The 19,159-nt window shown below is 36.9% G+C and carries 15 protein-coding genes; 8 read left to right on the top strand and 7 right to left on the bottom strand.

What is annotated here, in order from left to right:
- Window positions 1–25 precede the first annotated feature (25 nt).
- Entirely contained in the window at window positions 26–2,077 is a 2,052-nt protein-coding gene (locus HNQ80_RS01555; RefSeq protein ID WP_184307447.1) for a methyl-accepting chemotaxis protein, read from the bottom strand.
- 306 nt (window positions 2,078–2,383) lie between these two features.
- Between HNQ80_RS01555 and HNQ80_RS01550 the strand changes: the two genes are divergently transcribed.
- A complete protein-coding gene (locus HNQ80_RS01550; RefSeq protein ID WP_184307445.1) occupies window positions 2,384–3,289 on the top strand; it encodes an ATP-grasp domain-containing protein in 906 nt (301 codons plus the stop codon).
- Between the two features lie 67 nt (window positions 3,290–3,356).
- Here HNQ80_RS01550 and HNQ80_RS01545 read toward each other — a convergent pair whose 3' ends face one another.
- From HNQ80_RS01545 to HNQ80_RS01535, 3 genes are all read right to left on the bottom strand, one after another.
- Window positions 3,357–3,839 (bottom strand): ribonuclease H-like YkuK family protein, encoded by a 483-nt coding sequence (locus tag HNQ80_RS01545; protein ID WP_184307443.1) that lies wholly within the window; start codon window positions 3,837–3,839, stop codon window positions 3,357–3,359.
- Between the two features lie 314 nt (window positions 3,840–4,153).
- Entirely contained in the window at window positions 4,154–6,028 is a 1,875-nt protein-coding gene (locus HNQ80_RS01540; RefSeq protein ID WP_184307441.1) for an ABC transporter ATP-binding protein, read from the bottom strand.
- Entirely contained in the window at window positions 6,025–8,223 is a 2,199-nt protein-coding gene (locus HNQ80_RS01535) for an ABC transporter ATP-binding protein (protein ID WP_184307439.1), read from the bottom strand. Before HNQ80_RS01535 ends, HNQ80_RS01540 begins: the two co-directional genes overlap by 4 nt.
- Before the next feature lie 411 nt (window positions 8,224–8,634).
- Between HNQ80_RS01535 and HNQ80_RS01530 the strand changes: the two genes are divergently transcribed.
- From HNQ80_RS01530 to HNQ80_RS01510, 5 genes are read left to right on the top strand one after another with little or no spacing between them, the layout of a single operon-like run.
- Window positions 8,635–9,591, top strand: coding sequence for an ABC transporter substrate-binding protein (locus HNQ80_RS01530; protein ID WP_184307437.1), 957 nt, complete (start codon window positions 8,635–8,637; stop codon window positions 9,589–9,591).
- 17 nt (window positions 9,592–9,608) lie between these two features.
- A complete protein-coding gene (locus HNQ80_RS01525) occupies window positions 9,609–10,364 on the top strand; it encodes an ABC transporter ATP-binding protein (protein ID WP_184307435.1) in 756 nt (251 codons plus the stop codon).
- Window positions 10,361–11,122, top strand: a complete 762-nt coding sequence (locus HNQ80_RS01520) for an ABC transporter permease (protein ID WP_184307433.1) — start codon at window positions 10,361–10,363, stop codon at window positions 11,120–11,122. The genes HNQ80_RS01525 and HNQ80_RS01520 overlap by 4 nt, the downstream gene beginning before the upstream one ends.
- 17 nt (window positions 11,123–11,139) lie before the next feature.
- Window positions 11,140–13,077 (top strand): peptidase U32 family protein, encoded by a 1,938-nt coding sequence (locus tag HNQ80_RS01515; RefSeq protein ID WP_184307431.1) that lies wholly within the window; start codon window positions 11,140–11,142, stop codon window positions 13,075–13,077.
- A 10-nt stretch (window positions 13,078–13,087) separates the two neighbouring features.
- Window positions 13,088–14,359, top strand: a complete 1,272-nt coding sequence (locus tag HNQ80_RS01510; RefSeq protein ID WP_184307429.1) for an aspartate aminotransferase family protein — start codon at window positions 13,088–13,090, stop codon at window positions 14,357–14,359.
- A gap of 198 nt (window positions 14,360–14,557) precedes the next feature.
- Here the strand turns inward: HNQ80_RS01510 and HNQ80_RS01505 are convergent, their stop codons facing one another.
- The gene (locus HNQ80_RS01505) at window positions 14,558–14,896 is read right to left on the bottom strand and encodes a winged helix-turn-helix transcriptional regulator (RefSeq protein ID WP_184307427.1); all 339 of its coding nucleotides are present in this window, start codon (window positions 14,894–14,896) and stop codon (window positions 14,558–14,560) included.
- Window positions 14,897–15,097: 201 nt separating this feature from the next.
- Between HNQ80_RS01505 and HNQ80_RS01500 the strand changes: the two genes are divergently transcribed.
- Both HNQ80_RS01500 and HNQ80_RS01495 read left to right on the top strand, forming a co-directional pair.
- A complete protein-coding gene (locus tag HNQ80_RS01500) occupies window positions 15,098–15,754 on the top strand; it encodes a flavodoxin family protein (protein WP_184307425.1) in 657 nt (218 codons plus the stop codon).
- Window positions 15,755–15,803: 49 nt separating this feature from the next.
- On the top strand, window positions 15,804–16,310 hold the full coding sequence (locus tag HNQ80_RS01495) for a nitroreductase family protein (RefSeq protein ID WP_184307423.1): 507 nt from the start codon (window positions 15,804–15,806) through the stop codon (window positions 16,308–16,310).
- Between the two features lie 235 nt (window positions 16,311–16,545).
- Here HNQ80_RS01495 and HNQ80_RS01490 read toward each other — a convergent pair whose 3' ends face one another.
- Both HNQ80_RS01490 and dpaL read right to left on the bottom strand, forming a co-directional pair.
- A complete protein-coding gene (locus tag HNQ80_RS01490; RefSeq protein ID WP_243182878.1) occupies window positions 16,546–17,718 on the bottom strand; it encodes a YgeY family selenium metabolism-linked hydrolase in 1,173 nt (390 codons plus the stop codon).
- A 29-nt stretch (window positions 17,719–17,747) separates the two neighbouring features.
- Window positions 17,748–18,974 (bottom strand): diaminopropionate ammonia-lyase, encoded by a 1,227-nt coding sequence (dpaL, locus tag HNQ80_RS01485; RefSeq protein WP_184307421.1) that lies wholly within the window; start codon window positions 18,972–18,974, stop codon window positions 17,748–17,750.
- Between the last annotated feature and the right edge of the window lie 185 nt (window positions 18,975–19,159).

Raw genomic sequence — 19,159 nt, 5'->3', positions numbered from 1 at the left:
TTCTCCAGAGAATCTCAATCTATGACTATATTTTAAATTTACTAATTTCTGACTGAAGCTCCGAGGACATATTAGCTAATTCTTCTGTTGCACCTCGAACTTGTTCAATAATAGCAGTTTGCTGTTGCGTTGCAGCGGAAACACTTTGGGTACTTTCATCGTTAGAAACAGCAATTTCATTAAGCGCTTCTACCATTTCTTTCATTTGTTTTACTTCTTTTAAAATATCCATAACAGATCCATATACATCTTCTATCCCTATAGTCACATCTTCAATGGATGCTGTGATATTTTTGAAGGCTTGTCCAGTTTGTTCTACAACTTCGATCCCTGATTGCGTAGAACGTGTGCTAGCATTCATAACCTCTACGGATTGACTGATTCCTTGCTGAATTTCGCCAATTAATAAGCTGATATCTCCAGAAGATTTACTTGATGCCTCTGCAAGCTTTCTTACTTCATCTGCTACAACGGCAAATCCCTTTCCATGTTCCCCAGCTCTTGCAGCTTCAATGGCTGCATTTAATGCTAGTAGATTTGTCTGTTCAGCAATACTTGTAATGATAGAAATGATTTCTTCTATCTTTCTTGACTTCTCGTTGAGCTGATAAATAGTACTTGCGGATTCCGTTACTTGGGCATTAATTTCTTTTATTTGATGGATAACGTCATTGACATATTTGTTTCCTTCCTTTGCAAGGTCTGAAGAATAAATCGTTGAATTTTTCGCTTCTTCAATGTTTAGAGAAATAGTACGCATCTGATCATGAATGTCTCTCGTTGATTGACTCATTTTCTCTACATGATTACTTTGTTCGTAGCTATTTGTAGCAACCATCTGAATAGAGTTTGCCACTTCTGTAATAGACTTACTGGTTTCTTCAGTACTAGCAGCCAATTCTTCTGCGGTAGCCGCTACACTTTCTGCACTACTATAGATGGTTGTGATCATGCTTCGTAATTTTTCAAGCACCTCGTTGTAGTATCTACCCATTCGTCCAATTTCATCATTGGACTTAATGGTAACGGATTGTGTAAAATCACCTTTAGCTAAAAATTCAATTTTATCAACAAATTGTCTGATACCTTTTGCCAACTGTGAGCTAAATATGTAAATAAACAATGCTGAAAGAAGAATGATAATCCCTGTAACAAAAATGGACTTATAGACCAATGTCTGAAGGGCACTATATAATTCATCCACTGGTGCCATGGTGACGAGCTTCCAGCCTGTACTTGGCAAGGTGATATAATACGCCTCAAATTCCACACCACCAACAGTAACCATCGTAGAACCCCTATCATTTTTTATCAAGTCTTCGCCCAAAGCTTTTAATTCAGCGTCTTCCGTAATCTTCTGTTTCATAACTTTTTCTTGATCCTTATGAGCAATAAACTGTCCTTTGCTATCAAGCAAAAATGCGTAACCGCTTTTCTCAAAAATAACATCTAAAATAATCTTTTGGATAGTTGTCAGATCATAATCTGCTGATACAATCCCCGAAAATTTTTCATCTACATAAAAAGGAACGGCAGCAGTAATCATGGTAATACCAGATGCTTCATCATAATAGGGGTCTGTCCAACCTACTCCGTTTTTAGTATTTTTCCCTATTTGATACCAATCTGTATTTGGGTAGCTATAATCCGGGCTTTCATAGTCTTCCGTATATACTAATTGGTCTCCATCTTTGTATATGTAAGGACCAAAATACTGAGTTTCTTCACTATATGTATAAGGTTCTAGCCAAATACCTGATCCTAAGGTGTTTTTATTCAGAGGAAGTATTTTCTCAATTATTGTTCTGTAGTCTTCTTTGTTTAAGGTATTTCCCTTTGCCATATAAAAGGAACTTACTGCTTCAGCAATCCGCTTATGTGCCGTAAACTCATGTTCCATTTTCTCAACCAATTCATTTAAACCGTTTTCTACCTGTTTTTCAATTAAATGCGTTACTTCTTTTTTGGTATCTAAAAAACTCATGGTCGTTATAGATACCGTTGCAACAAGAACAATCGGCAGAAAAATAGCCATCATCTTAAAATGAATACTAGAAAAACGTTGTAAAAATCTCATAATTCCATCCTCCCATTAGATATAGAATTACACGAACTGTTCAATCACTAGAAAAGTTGTTATTGATAATATACCATCGAAATACGACAAAATTCTACATCATTTCTGTTAAATTACGGTTAATGAAAATATTTCCATTCTTATGGTCTTTCATATTTTCACAAATATAACAAAGATTTTACCATCCTATGAATTTTCTTCTCCGAGATGCTTTTATAATGTAATTAATGCATTCTTTATGAATGACACCCTTTGTTTCATGTTTTTTTCATTCAAATATTTTAAGAGAAGGTCGGTGAGTGCTTTATGCAAGGATGGATCATATACAGAAAAAATGAGTCAGAACTAAAGCCAGAGTCCTATGAAATCAATCGTTTTTTAGACACTGCTCCATCAGAAAATATTCAGTTCAAGGTTTTGAAACCCGAACAGATTGATCTTATCGTTACAAAGGAAGATCGAAAGAGTATTCTAGTAGACGGAAACCCTGTTGCTTTGCCAGATTTTGTTCTACCAAGAATGGGCGCTGGTACCACCTACTTCACATTGGCCGTAATCCGCCATCTCGAAAGATTAGGAGTTCCCTGCCTTAATTCCTCTACCCATATTGATATGGTAAAGGATAAACTGTTTACCCATCAAATCTTAGCTCAGAAGAACTTTCCTGTTCCTAAAACTATGCTTGTGAAGTTTCCTGTAGATATTGCACTGATTGAAAAGTATATCGGTTTTCCAGTTGTCGTAAAAACCTTATCTGGATCCCAAGGGAAAGGAGTCTATCTCTCCGAGAATAAGAAATCCTTTAACGACTTAATGCAGCTTATTGAAAGCACCAATCCAAATCTCAATATTATCTTGCAAGAGTTCATCAAGGACAGTTTTGGCAGAGATTTGCGGGTGTTCACCATTGGTGGTAGAGCAGTTGCATGTATGGAGAGAAAGTCCGCAGAAGGAGGCTTTAAAGCAAATTTTTCTGCAGGTGGTGAAGTACAAGAGTACCCATTAACCCCTGAAATCGAGTGGTTAGCCACAGAGGTTGCCAGAACCCTAGGTCTTGAAATTGCTGGTGTAGACCTGCTGTTCCATGGCGATCACTTCAAGATCTGTGAGGTGAACTCTTCTCCAGGTTTCGAAGGCTTAGAAAGGTGCTGTAAAGTAGATATTCCTAAAGAGATTTATCATTATTTAAAAATTCGTCTGGGTGCGTTTTAGTCTCCTATATTAGCCTTCTTGTATAAAAGCAAGAAGGCTATCTATATCCTATAGATAGCCCCCATGATCAACCTACCCTACTTCCCCGTTTCGATAGCTTATCTGCAATCCCTGTGGATGCATAGGATTCTGGTTTAATGCAGCATTTAAAGCCTAGTGCACCCACCCAACCAGCAATTTCTTTCACTAAATATTTCGTATCTCCACCTTCTCCAATATCCACATGAACCTCTAAAGTAGCGTGTATTTCGTTCTTTTCGACAAACTCCATAACCTTTGCTGCCAATTCTAGACTATACTGCGTCTCTGCAAATATTTTTTGACGCAGATCTTTTATCATTTTTAACTTTTTTATATCATAAAAAAAGATGCCGCCCTTCGATTTACGTACTAAGGTAATAACAGAAACCATTTTTGTAAGCCCATTATAGCTCTGGGAATCCGTTCCAATAGAGATCACATAGGTTCCTTGTAAATCCTTGCTCGTGTATTCTTTTATTTTTTTGCATACTTCTTGAAAGCTAAGTTCCCCATACGTTATACTTTTCATCCTATACACCTCCAAGAACTTTTGTTAACCATCATATTTATATGATACCCCTTTTGTTCTTGCTTTCCAGGTGTTTATATTAAAATCATTTGAATTTTATGTTAATTATTAATCAAAACCACTTCCCGCTACAATCTTTTATTCACGCTATTCCAGTAAATCTTTTTATATTATAATAAAAACAGATATATATACCATAGCAAAACGAAAATGTTCTTGATTATAGATTTGTCAGAGCTTTTTGTATTTTTTCAAGAACTAAGTCTAACTCCTGTTACTGTTTAGGAGTTAGACTTAGTTTTATCCGCTTTTCATTATGAGGCATCAGCAGACTCGAACTGACTCAAATAAAGTGATGCATAGAACCCCTTGGCAGCCAATAATTCTTCATGGTTACCCTGCTCTATGATGTCACCATCTTTCATTACTAATATGAAATCAGCATCTCTTATGGTTGATAATCTGTGAGCGATGATAAAGCTTGTTCTGCCTTTCATCAGATTTTCCATAGCTTTTTGTATTAAAGCCTCTGTGCGGGTATCTACTGAACTGGTCGCTTCATCAAGTATTAATATTTTAGGGTCAGCTAAAATTGCACGGGCAATGGTTAACAATTGTTTTTGCCCTTGAGATATATTGGTAGCCTCTTCATTTAATTCCATATTATATCCATTTGGTAAAGTCTTCACGAAACTATGGGCATGGGCTAACTTCGCAGCTTTAATCACTTCCTCGTCAGTGGCAGGAAGTCTGCCATATCGAATATTCTCCATAATTGAACCGTTGAATAACCAGGTCTCTTGAAGGACCATACCAAATATGTTCCGTAAATCTTCCCGTTTAAAATCTCTTATATCATGACCATCTATTTGAATCGCGCCACTATTGATATCATAGAAACGCATTAACAGCTTCACGATTGTAGTCTTGCCTGCGCCCGTCGGCCCTACGATAGCCACCTTTTGACCGGGCTTAATATGGGCTGAGAAATCATTGATAATAATCTTATCGGGATTATATCCAAAGTGGACATGTTTAAAAGTAACCTCTCCCCTAACCTCATCGAGTTGAACTGGATTTGCTGTTTCCGAAACCTCTTCCTCTTCATCCAGAAATACAAAAACTCTTTCGGCTGCAGCTGCTGTTGATTGGAGCACATTAGATACTTGTGCTACCTGGGATATGGGCTGGGTAAAATTTCTAACGTATTGTATAAAAGAAAGAATATCTCCAACTTCAATCGTTTTCTTTATGGCAAGCCACCCACCAAGGATAGATACTACAACATACCCCAGGTTTCCAACAAACATCATGATGGGCATCATGATGCCAGACAGAAATTGAGACTTCCATGCCGAATCATACAAATTATCATTAAGCTTTTCAAATTCCTCTATAGCAGCTTTTTCTCCATTAAAAGCTTTCATTACAAGGTGACCGCCGTAAACCTCTTCTACGTGACCATTCACATGTCCCAAATATTCCTGCTGATGTTTGAAGTATTTTTGTGATTTCTTTACCACTCCTGCTATCAATACTCCAGATACTGGTAAGATTAGGAGTGCCGCCAACGTCATTTGCCAGCTTATGGATAACATCATAAAGAACACACCAATGATCGTTGTCACAGCTGTTATCATTTGTGACATACTTTGGTTTAATGTCTGGCTCACAGTGTCCACATCATTGGTAACCCTCGATAAAACCTCTCCATGGGTCGTCTTATCAAAATAGCTGAGTGGCATGCGATTAATCTTTTCAGAGATTTCTTTCCTTAAATGAAATGACACCTTTTGTGCTACGCCTGACATAATATAACCCTGTATAAATGTAAATACAGCGCTCGTTAAGTATAATCCTATCAATAAAATAATAACTTTGCCAATATAATCAAAATCAATGACCGCACCCGGAACTCCCATAACCTTATCCACAAGGCCTTCAAAAAGTCTGGTTGTAGCCTTACCTAGGATCTTGGGGCCCGCAATAGAAAAACCTGCACTGCCCAATGCAAAAACGATCACAAGCAGGATAGAAAGATTATAAGGTTTTATATATTCCATTAATTTCTTCATGGTACCTTTGAAGTTTTTCGCTTTTTCCATTTGTCCCATGGAACCGCCCATACGTCCGCCGCCAAACCCACCAGGCCCGCTGGATTTTTTACTTTCTTCTCTTCTGTCACTCATGATGTAAGCTCCTCCTTTGAAAGCTGTGATAAAGCAATTTGCTGATAGACCTCGCAAGTTTTCATAAGTTCTTGATGGCTGCCATATCCTGCAATCTTTCCTTCATCAAGGACAATAATCTTATTGGCATTCATAATAGTACTAATTCTTTGTCCAACAATCAGGACGGTACTTCCCACAGTTTCTGCACTCAAAGCTTTACGTAATGCTGCATCCGTCTTAAAATCAAGTGCTGAAAAGCTATCATCAAAAATATATATTTCAGGCTTTTTAATAAGGGCACGGGCAATAGATAATCTTTGTTTTTGTCCTCCAGATACGTTGGTACCACCCTGGGAAATCTCTGTACTGAAGCCTTCTGGCGTAGATCTTATAAATTCCGCCACTTGAGCTATTTCTACAGCCTTCTCTAATTCCTCTTTACTTGCATTCTTGTCAGCATATTTGATATTGCTCTCTATGGTACCGGAAAATAAAACGCCTTTTTGCGGTACATAACCAATCTTATTTCTCAGCTCATGCTGTGATACATCTCTTATATCCATACCATCTATTAAAATCTCACCCTCTGTAACATCATAAAAACGGGGAATCAGGTTTACAAGTGTTGTTTTTCCACTGCCGGTACTTCCTATAAAGGCAGTAATTTCTCCAGGTTTTGCGGTAAAGCTAATGTTTGACAGCACATCTTCTTCTGCCCCAGGATACCTGAATGAAACATTCTTAAATTCAATGAGCCCTTTAATATCTGCAGCAAATTTTTTTGGCTCTTGAAGATCGCTGATGGTGATTTCTGTATCTAGTACTTCAGCTAAACGCTGCGCAGAAACGGATGCACGGGGAAACATGATAGATACCATGGAAATCATTAAAAAGGCCATAATGATTTGCATCGTATATTGTATAAAAGCCATCATGTCTCCTACCTGCATTCTGCCCGAATCAATCTGATGTGCTCCCACCCATACAATTAAAAGGGTTATACCATTCATGATCAACATCATCATGGGCATCATCATGCTCATTAAACGGTTAACAAACAATGATGTCTGGGTTAAATCTTGATTTGCCTGATCAAACTTCTTCTCTTCATATTCTTCATTGTTAAATGCACGGATGACCAACATACCGATTAAAGACTCCCGTGTTACAAGATTTAATCTATCTATCAGCTTTTGTATACTCTTAAACTTTGGTATGGCAACACCAAATAGTACAACTACCAATGCCAGAATAGCGCCTACTGCTACTGCTATGATCCATCCCATGGAAGTATTCGTATTGAGTACCTTGATCATTCCACCTATGCCTAGAATTGGTGCATAGAATACAATTCTAAGAAGCATTACCATCAGCATTTGTATCTGCTGTATATCATTTGTACTTCTGGTAATTAATGAAGCAGTTGAAAATTTATCAAATTCTGAATTGGAAAAGTCAGTTACTCTTTTGAATACAACATTTCTGAGATTTTTACTATGTCCTGCTGCGACCCTTGCAGCAAGTAAGCCGACAATTACCGATGCCACTGCACTCACTAAGGCAATTAAAAGCATTTTAAAGCCTATCATCATAATATAATTTGTTTGAAGTTCATTCGTATCAACACCTATGATTTGATATTCTTTATGAATGAAGACAACTGCCGATTGCGTAATCATGCTTTCAGGCATATTTTGAAACTTCTCATTGATTTTCTCTGTCATGGCTTTCATTTGCTCTTCGGGCATTTTTGAGATGGCTGCAAATGGATCTGAATTATTTCCTACCATTCCCTCCTTTTCAATGCCACTTATGATCAAAATTGGCTTACCCAGTATCTTATTTAACATATCCATAGCTTGTTTATCCTTTGTATTGAGCATGTAAAGAGGCTCTTGGTCAAGCAGTGGATAATCTTCAAGATAACGTTCCAGCTCACTTTGAGAAAGACTTGCCTTGTCTAGAAGAACATAATTTTCTTCCACCTGCTTCTGATCATCTTCATTGATAAAGAAATTTAACTTATCTAACTCGCTTTTACGAATAATCTTTGGAACTGCATTTTCTATACCTCCTTGTTGAATCCCCACATTAACAATATTAGACGTGTAATCGGGAAGGGATAGGTCACTTATGGCTTGTATGAATAAAAGTCCTAGCACTAGAACAATTGAAATAGTAAATGGTTTCAAATACTTTATAATCTTTAACATTTGCGTATCTCCTTTAATGCTTATTTATCAATAAATGTAGCGCTATTAGGCTTTGAATCCGGGAGCATATCGTCTAAAGTTTCATCTATATCTTTTTGCCCCATAAGACTTCTTCCTTTATAGGATTTTTTAGTTTATTTTAATATAACCAGAAAGTTAATCATTATTAATGTTATACAAATTGACTATTAACTATGGTAAACTCATTTTAGAGTATTATTATTTAGATGCATTCTATAAGGAGTGATTATATGGCTTATAAAAATCTATAGAATTTTCAGATATTCAGCAGAAAAAAGGCTTGATTAAAAGAATATTTCATGCAATAACTCTAATTCTATTAGCCATTGTAGAATCTAGATAATCTTTTAATTTGAAAACACACTATTTAAAAAATGGGAGGACTAGAAAATGTTAAAAGTACAAAAAATATTTGCCATACTGATTGCTTCCTTATTCCTCGTATCATTATCTGCTTGTTCATCTCCAAAGGAAACCTTAACTAGCCAACCGCCGGCACAAACCTTAAACATAGGTGCCATCTCTTCTGTTGATGTAATCCCCATTATTATCGCCGCTGAAAAGGGTTATTTTGAAAAAGAAGGTGTAACGGTTAATTTTCAGTCATTTAAAAGCGCCAAAGATCGAGATGCAGCTTTTCAAGGTGGAAATCTGGATGGAATCATTTGTGATATCGTGGCAGTCAGCCTTTATCAAAATGCCGATTTTGATGTAAAGATCACAGGCGTTACCGATGGAGATTTTATGCTGATCGCAAATCCCAACGCCAATATAAACGCTATAAATGATCTCGTTGGCAAAAGTATTGCAATTTCGGAAAAAACCTGTATTGAATACACGCTAGATAAGATATTAGAAAAGAATACTGTGGAACCTAAGGATGTACAAAAGGCTATTGTGCCGCCCGTACCTACCAGACTTGAAATGCTAAGAAATGACAAAGTAGATGCAGCACTACTTCCAGAGCCATTCTCTACCCTTGCACTCAAGGATGGAGGCGTACTTCTGGGAAGTGCAAACGACGAGGGCTTCTATCCCTCAGTGACAGCTTTTACGCAAAAGGCCATAGATACAAAGGCTAACGAAATCAAAGCATTTTACAAAGCCTATAATGAGGCTGTAGATTATATCAACAATACAGCTATTGACACATACGAAGATACAATAATAAAAACGGTGGGATATCCTGAGGATATGAAAGGTAAGATTAGCTTACCTACCTTTAGAAAAAATGAGCTTCCATCGGAGGAGGAAATTCAATCTGTTATTGATTGGACTACCAAAAATGGCCTTGTTAAGAAAACATTAAGTCCAAAAGATTTACTGAATGATATAGGCATTCAATAATATGGTGGAGGTGTCATATGCTTGAAATAGATGAACTCTCCGTCAGTTATCGCACTGGGAAAAAAATGATCCCTGCCGTAGGGCCTATAAGCATAAAAATTGCATCAGGCGATATTTATGCACTTATAGGTCCCTCGGGTTGTGGTAAATCTACCTTTCTCCACGTACTGAGTGGAATCATCAAGGATTATTCGGGACTCGTAACCCTTAAAGACGAGGGCCTTAACCCCCAAAAACATGATATTGGGTTTATCCCCCAAAACTTTGGCCTGCTACCCTGGAAGAATGTTCAAAAAAATTGTCTCCTTTCTCTGACGATCAAAGAACAAAAGATCGATTCTTCTCTGACAGAAAGAGTTGATTATATCATGAATAAATTGAACATCAAATCATTAAGAGACAGGTATCCTAGTGAATTGAGTGGAGGTCAAAAACAAAGGGTAGCTATCGCCAGAGCATTCATCATGAATCCAGATTTGTTGTTGATGGATGAGCCATTTTCTGCTTTAGATGCCCTTACAAGGGAAGAGGCTCAAGAACTTTTCATTGACATATGGAATCAGTACAGACCAACTACAATATTTGTAACCCACAGCATTGATGAAGCTATTTACATGGGAAAGAAGATTGTCATCATGTCCCATTGTCCTGGTACTGTCGTTGAAATCATCGATAATCCCCTTTTTAATACTGAAAACTTAAGAGAAAATAAAGAATACCTTAAATTATCTGCACATCTAAGAAATGTTGTAAAAAAGGGATGGAAAATATGAAGGCAAGAAAAAAAATAAAGATATTCCTACAGGGCTTTGTCCTATTTAATGTTTTATGGTATCTCCTTGCAATCGTCGTCAATATGCGGGTACTGCCAAAGCCTACAGATGTATATCTAAATATGAATCACCTGTATGGCGAAAAGCTTCATATCCACGTTTTTGTAAGTCTATACAGGGTACTTGGCGGATTAGCCGTATCCTTGGTATTAGGAATTTCTATAGGTTTACTTATGGCTTATTCTAGAATTGGAAATAAGCTATTGAATCCTTTAGTTTATTTTACATACCCTATCCCCAAAACCGCCTTGCTGCCGGTAGTTATGCTGTTATTTGGATTGGGAGACAGCTCCAAATTTATTGTGATCGTATTAATCTTAGTATTTCAGGTTATTGTAGCCGTGAAAGATGCAGTGCTTAATATTTCACCGGAAACCTACCACCCCATAAGAAGTCTTGGCGCTTCCAGGCTTCAAATATTTACACACATAACGCTGCCTGCTATTTTACCGGAATTACTTACAAATCTAAGATTATCCATAGGAACTGCCCTTTCCATATTATTCTTTGCCGAAGGTTACGGAACACAGTATGGTATCGGTTATTATATTCTAGATGCGTGGATGAGAATAGATTATATCGGAATGTATGCAGGTATTGTCGTCATAAGTCTTTTGGGTTTTACCCTATTTATTTTAATAGATCTTCTTGAAGAAGCAATGTGCAAATGGAAGATTAAATTACCCTATTCTTTATAATTTTTCGAGGTGAAAATATGTCAAGATTGTTTAATGGTAAGAAGATAGAGTTATTAGCCCCCGCAGGAACAATGGAAACTTTTAAAAGTATGGTAAAGGCAAACTGTGACGCCATCTATTTTGGCGGTAAAACTTTAAATATGAGAATGATAAGAAAAGGATTTAACTTCTCTAATGAAGAAATCCATGAAGCTCTAAATATGGCCCATGGGGTTGATAAAAAAGTTTATGTCACAGTTAATAATTTGTTGAATGATTATGAAATAAATGAAGCCACTGAATATCTAGATTTTTTACAGAGCATTCATGTGGACGGCATTATCGTTCAAGACTTAGGAATTTTACAAATTTGTAAAGATCATCATTTTAATAAATTTGAAATTCATTCTTCCGTTATGATGAATGTCCATAACATTGAATTTGTAAAAGCACTGAAAGAATTCGGCGTATCAAGAGTCGTATTATCAAGGGAAATGGATCTAAAAACTGCAAGAAACCTCCAAAACCAGACAGATATTGAAACCGAGTACTTCGTACACGGCGATATGTGTACAGTCAATGGTGCAAACTGCTATTACAGTTCTTTTATTTGGGGCAACAGTTCTAATCGCGGAAGATGCTTTAAACCATGCAGATGGGCTTACCGTATAAAAAAGGAAGGTTCTGTCTTTCCGACAGAATATCCCCTTGCTGCAAAAGATATGTATATGTATGAACATATCCCTGAATTGATTGAAGCATGTGTTACTTCATTTAAGATAGAAGGCCGTATGCGGGATACCGATTTTATTGTGGATTTGGTGAACACCTATGGTGAGGCAATCGATAGATATATAGAAGATCCTATCGGCTTTGATCGGAAAAAACATGCCGACAAACTGTTCGAGAGCAGAAAACGTGATTTTACTACCGCCTATGCTTTCTCGAAGCCCGGTTTGGACTTCATCAATACCCGTTATGAAGGTACAGGTAAGTTTTATTCCACAGGTAAGGTTTTTTCTACACCCACGGAAGAACCTGAACTGACCGATCACGTCATCAACATGATTCAGACCGAACTGAGTGAGCATTCCAGCCAATCTATTTCACAGCACAAACTGTCGGTAAAAGTGAATAATTATAACCAGGCTAAACTTTGTATAGAATTGGGAGTAGACCGAGTTTATTTACCTTGTGAAGTTTTACTACCCGATCAATTCCTAACATTGGAACAACTCCAGCATTTGGCGAATACAAAGAATACCACTGAACTTTACCTTGCCTTGCCCCAAATGATGGATGAGCTGCAATTTGATAGGCTTGATCATTATTTAGCTAAGCATGGTCACCTGTTTGATGGGTTATTGGTTTCCAATTTGGGTGCTGTCAAAAGGTATGGCCCTAAATATAGGATTGTAAGCGACTATAATGTAAATATTTATAACCATAAAGCAGCGGAATTCTATCAAGGTCTGGGAGTCAGCGAATACACCGTATCCATAGAGACAAAAGTCAATGAATTGGCCAAATTCACCACACTGTCAGAAAATCCTGTGGAACTCATTGTTCATGGGCCATTAAAGGTTATGTACTTGGATCATAATCTTTATGAGAATACAAAAGCATTCAACCCCATTGAACAAGGTGATAATAAATATGTAGATAACAGTATCCTGGTATTGATGACAGATAGAGGTGAAAATCCGGTGTATATAGATCAAAACCTGAAAAATCACTTATTTACCTCGAAAGAGTTCTGCTTACTTCCCCTTCTTGACAGTTTGAGTTTTGATAAACTGGTAAGTCTTCGTATTGAAGGTCAAACCTATACACCAGATGAACTAAGAACTATCGTTGAAATTTATCAAATGGCCATAGCCCATCCATCCAAATGTAAAGACTTGTTTTTAGGTATGAAATCCTCAAGAGCTGGTTTTACAGCGGGCTCCCTGTCATATAAATTCAATATGGAATAGGAGTGCTATTATGAATTATATAGGTCCTGATAACATCATTACAAAAAGACAAGAATATTTTTTCCCGGCTACTGCTCATTTTTACAAGGATCCTCCCCAGATCGTCGGAGGATCCATGCAATATCTTTTTGATCACAACGATAAAAAATACGTTGATTTCTTTGCAGGCGTATCAGTCATGAACTGCGGGCACTCAAACCCAGAGATCCTTGAAGATACTATTAAACAATTAAATAACATCCAACACACAACTACGGTATATCTTACGCAGCCAATGGTTGAACTTGCTCAAAAACTTGCCGAAGTACTTCCAGGAGATATAAAAAGAACGTTTTTTTGTGTAACTGGATCAGAAGCAAATGAAGGCGCTATGGCCTTAGCAAGGTTATATACGAAAAAAAATGGATTTATCGCTTTAACTGGCGGCCTACACGGCAGGACCCATTTAACCCTAAGCGTTACAGGAATACCCATGTGGAGATTAGATGATCATTTAGTGAAAGAAAATATTTTCTTCATAGAACGCCCCTATTCTGCTGACCTCAGCTATGAAGAAGCGATGGAAAAATCTTTACAGCAGTTGGATGCAGTTCTGAAAACCCATGGAAATAATATATGTGCTATGTTGGTAGAACCAATCCAAGGTAACGGAGGAATCATCATGTATCCCCGCGATTATTTGAAAAAGGTAAAAACCCTGTTGGAGGCACATGACGTATTGTTGATTGTAGACGAGGTTCAGACTGGCTATGGAAGAACAGGCAAAATGTTTTGCATAGAACATTATGATGTGGTTCCTGATATTATTGTTACAGCAAAAGCTCTAGGTAATGGCATTCCAATCTCCACCTTTTCAACAACCGATGAAATTGCAAAAGCCTATAGCAGACCTTCTGCCTCTACCTTTGGAGGAAACCCTGTCGCTGCGCAAACAGCACTAAGCGTTCTTCATTATATCGAGAAAAATAATTTGGTTGAAAAATCGAATGAGCTGGGAAAATACTTAAAACAGAAATTAGAACAGATATCCTCTCCATTTATTCACGAAATAAGAGGGTGTGGCCTTATGTTAGGTATGCAGATTCAATCACAAAATCAGTCTGTAACATCAGCCGAGATTACAGACATGATTTTAGAAGAAATGAAAAATAGAGGTTTTATTATCGGAAAAAATGGCTTAAACAGAGATGTCGTCGCTTTCCAACCGCCTCTTGTCATTTCTAAAGGCGACATTGATACTATGACAGCCAACTTGCAAGAAGTTCTGAAGCAAATAGTATAAACGATTCAAATATGATTTATCTCATCGCAGTCATTTATGGTAGAGTTCACCATAAATGACTGCGGTTTTTATTTATAAAATATTTCACTATCTTTTCATCAAAGTGAAGCTCTATGTTTTCTGTATGTTTCTTTTTATTATTATCCTGCATTTAATTAGCCATAGTATTTTTTTTATCTTCTGGAGTAATTATATAAGCTAAAACATCTGGTTAAAATTTACTTCCCATTTTTTACCCCAGTTATACATTTCTTCAAGAACTCTTATGAAGTCCTTCCCCTTCTCTGTTAGAGAGTATTCTACTGTTGTTGGAACAGTGGGAAACACCTTACGCAAGACCATTCCATTTTGCTCTAAATTACGCAGATTAACTGTTAAAGACTGGGTGCTAATAGCACTAATATTTCTCTTGAGCTGATTAAAACGTAACGGACCATCATTGAGATGAGCAATGACTAAAAACGCCCATTTCCCTCCGATAATATTTATGACATTTTCAACAATCATACTGCATACTTCGCCTGAAGTTGTTGACATATCTTATCTCTCCTTTTAATTAGTTTAAAAAATAGATCTAGTCTAATATTTTTGATTATATCATAATAATTTGCCTACTTTAAATATTATTCCTATTGCACTATAATTTCAATAAACAATAGTGCAATATTAAGATGAAATTAATTAGCGATCGATTTTTAAAATTAGTGAAATACTCTAATTATTACAGGAGGATATTTTATGAAAATAATTGCATTTAACGGAAGCCCGAGGAAAAACGGTAATACAGCAATTCTGCTGAACAAGGTACTAGAAGGAGCCGCTTCACAAGGAGCAGAAACCGAAGTCATACACCTTTATGACCTCAATTATAAGGGATGTATCAGCTGTTTTTCTTGCAGACTAAAAAATAGGCAAAGTTATGGCAAGTGTGCTGTAAATGATGATTTGACCGCAATCTTTAAAGCGGTTGAGAAAAGTGATTCTATTATCCTTGGATCTCCAATATATATGGGATCTCTTACCGGTGAAATGAAATCGTTTTTGGAACGTTTGCTGTATCCATTGTTTGATGCTGAAAATCTTTCTACTCTTTTTAAAAAGAAAATAGTGACAGGTTTCATTTATACCATGGGTGTAAATGAAATACAGATAAAAGAATTCGGATACGAACAGCGTTTAAGTGATATTGAAATAACAATGCAGCTAATTTTTGGAACATTTGAATCGCTTATTGTTACCGATACCTATCAGTATGACGATTATTCCAAATATGTAATTCCGGCATCAGTGAATCCAGCAGAAAAATCTAAAAGGCGAAAGGAAGTATTCCCTAAGGATTGTCAAAAAGCCTTTGAAATGGGTGAAAGGTTTGCTAAACAAACAAATATTATTTAATGAAAATAAATGAATCTTTAAATATATAATATTAGATGGAGGGGAACCAATGAAAGCAATATTTGAAAGAAGAAGTATACGAAAGTATTTAGATATACAAATTTCAAAAGAAAATATAGAATTGATTTTAAAAGCAGGTATGTCTGCCCCCTCTGCCGGGAATGGTCAGCCGTGGCAGTTTATTGTATTAAACGATAAAAAAATGTTATATCGAATTCCTGAAATACATCCGAACTCCCACATGCTTATGAAAGCCAGCCATGCCATCGTGGTTTGTGGAGATATGAATCGAAAAAATAAGTTTGTTGAAGAACTTTGGATACAGGACTGTTCTGCCGCTACTGAAAACATGCTCATTATGGCACAGGATTTGGGATTGGGAGCTGTATGGCTTGGAGTATATCCGATGATAGAAATAGTGGAGAAAATAAAGGAATTATTGAGCTTACCTGAATACATCATCCCATTTTCTATTATTTCTCTAGGCTATCCGGGAGAGACCAAAGATGTTTTGGATAGATACGATGAATCTAGAATTCACTGGAATCAGTGGTAATATTTTGAATCTATCACTGATTATGCAGCAGAAAATACGCCTTAATAATATTTTGCAAGCTGACAGTAATTACTGTCAGCTTGCTTCGTTCATACCCTTGATAGATTTCAGTGATGCATAGATTAAAATACATTTCTACAATTAACTGCTAAGACTATCTCATTACAATCTGGAAATTTCTGATTGACGAAATACTTCAATTTCTTCATTCCTATTTCATGGTTTTCTCTTTCGATTATAGTCTATGGATTACTGTCATATAAAAATTACATGCATCAACAATTTTACCTACTTCACAGTTTTCATTACGGCAGTGGGCTAATTTATATGCACCTGGTCCAAATCCAATTGTAGGGATGCCCATACTTACTGTTGTTACTGCATTGGTACTAAAATCCCAATAATCATACACTGGGATACTCCCAAAGCTCTCCATATAGGCCTCAATACATACCCTTGAAAATTCATGGTTTAAATCAATTTTCCATGCTAAGTGAAACGGCTCATACTTAATATCCATTCCAGTCCAACTTTTTCTATAGATTGTTCCTATTTCCCATGAAGCATTCTTTCCCGCTACGATCTGATCCATTTCCTCTTTGATCGTATCTTCAGTTTCTCCTACTACCATTCTTCGATCTAAGTATACCTCACATTCAGATGGTACGGCATTTAAAGATACACTTACCGATGAAATTTGAGACATTACAAGGGTTCTCCTTGGACCGTCTTTTCTCATGAGTTCTTCATTCGTCTTTTCAACACGTTGAATGATTTCAGCCATTTCATAAATTGCATTTTTACCCTTCTCAGGTGCTGAACCATAGGCAGAAATGCCTCTTGTTTTGATGGAAATCTGAGCTTTACCTTTGTGACCAGTAACAATTTTATTGTCAGATGGCTCACAGGTAATAAAGTAGTCCGGCTTGATATTACGCTCCTTGAATAAATGCTTTAAGTTTTCACCATCACAATCTTCTTCAAATACAGTACAAGAAACGTAGATTGTCTTTCCAGCATCCAGTCCTAGCTGTTTGGCGATAGCACCCGCATATATTGAAGCAGCAGCTCCAGATTTCATATCCACAGAGCCCCTCCCATAGAGTTTTCCATCTACGATTTCTCCGCTAAAAGGGGGAACATCCCATTTTTCTTCATCCTTTATCTCAACGGTGTCAACATGGGAGTCGAACATAATTACCTTCTTCCCATTTCCAATTCTACCTACAACATTACCCATAGCATCTATGATTACTTCATCATATCCAAGATCACTCATCTTTTTCGCTATAAACCGAACAATCTCTTCTTCATGACCTGAATAGCTTTTTATTCTGACCAAATCCTGCGTAAATTTCACCAATTCCTCTTCAGAAACAGCCAGAGCATCCATAATTTGTTTTATCATAATCATTCACTCCCCTTTATGTCATTATTTTAAAAAGATGGATACATGCCATCCCACACAATTTCCCTATAACTTTCGGGGTCCGTATCTCCTTCCGTACTTATAAGAAGGATTTTTGAATCTTTGTTTATATTTAATTTCTCAGCTATTTCTTCGAAATGATCGCCTTGTAAGATTAAGCTTGCAATTCCCAATCCTACTGCACCGGACTCACCGGATATCACTTTAGGATCGTCTCCCAATGGATTCCCCAGTATTCTCATCCCCCTTGCAGCTAAGGAATCTGGACAGGATATATACATATCTGCATAATCCTTTAGTATTTCCCAGGCTACGGTGCTAGGTTCTCCACAAGCCAGCCCTGCCATAATCGTTGGCATATACCCTGTTACTCCATGGGGTTTTCCATCATTTTCTTTAACTGACTTAAATATGCATGCGGCTTCATTTGGTTCAACGATAGTCGTAATGGGTCTATCTGGTCCAAATATAGCTTCTAAATATCCTAGTACACTTCCAGCAAAAGAACCAACACCGGCTTGAAGAAATACATGGGTGGGCTTACCTTTCCCTTCAGCCTTTATCTGCCCTATCGCTTCGTCAATAAGCGTAGTATAGCCTTGCATAATCCAAGTTGGAATCTCTTCATAGCCTTTCCAAGCGCTATCCTGTATCAATATGCCATTGTGTTCATCTGCGTATTTGCTAGATAATCTTACGGCATCGTCATAATTCAAATCTGTTATGGTAGCTTCTGCGCCCTCGTTTTTGATATTATTTAACCTTATAATAGAAGATCCTTTCGGCATAAACACCACTGCTTTTTGTCCTAACTGTCTTGCTGCCCAAGCAATTCCTTTTCCATGATTCCCGTCTGTTGCAGTCACGAAAGTAATCTCTCCAAGACGTTCCCTAATTTCTTTAGCTTTCAATGTTTCAAAGGAAAGTTCTGAAATGTCCATATTCAGCTTTTCAGCCAAATATCTACCTACAGCATAGGACCCTCCCAATACTTTGAAAGCATTGAGTCCAAATCTATAAGATTCATCTTTTACCCATATATCCCTAACACCTAATCGCTTAGCTAATTCACTTAAACTTTGAAGTGGTGTCATCTCATATTCTGGGAAACTTTTATGGAAATTCCTGACCTTATCCACTACGTTCTTATCAAGAAAATCCGTAGATACTCCCATATTCCTTACTCTTTTCACATTTTCATTTACAATATATTGGATTCCATGCACATCTCCCATATCCATCACCTCTTAATCAATACTTTATTTTAAAATTGTAATAATCTCTATTCCCACCCCTACCTCCTTAGACAATCTTGACACTCCCACCCAGCATCTGGCAGGATAATTTTTTAGAAAAGGCCCATTTATAAATTATGTTATTCGAATAACTTTCTAACAAATATTTGTCGCGACATATAATT

Origin of the sequence: Anaerosolibacter carboniphilus (assembly GCF_014205875.1) — a bacterium.
In the GTDB taxonomy this organism is placed as follows: domain Bacteria; phylum Bacillota; class Clostridia; order Peptostreptococcales; family Thermotaleaceae; genus Anaerosolibacter; species Anaerosolibacter carboniphilus.
Note: the sequence above shows the minus strand (reverse complement) of the source record. Positions and strands in the feature narration are given on the sequence as shown.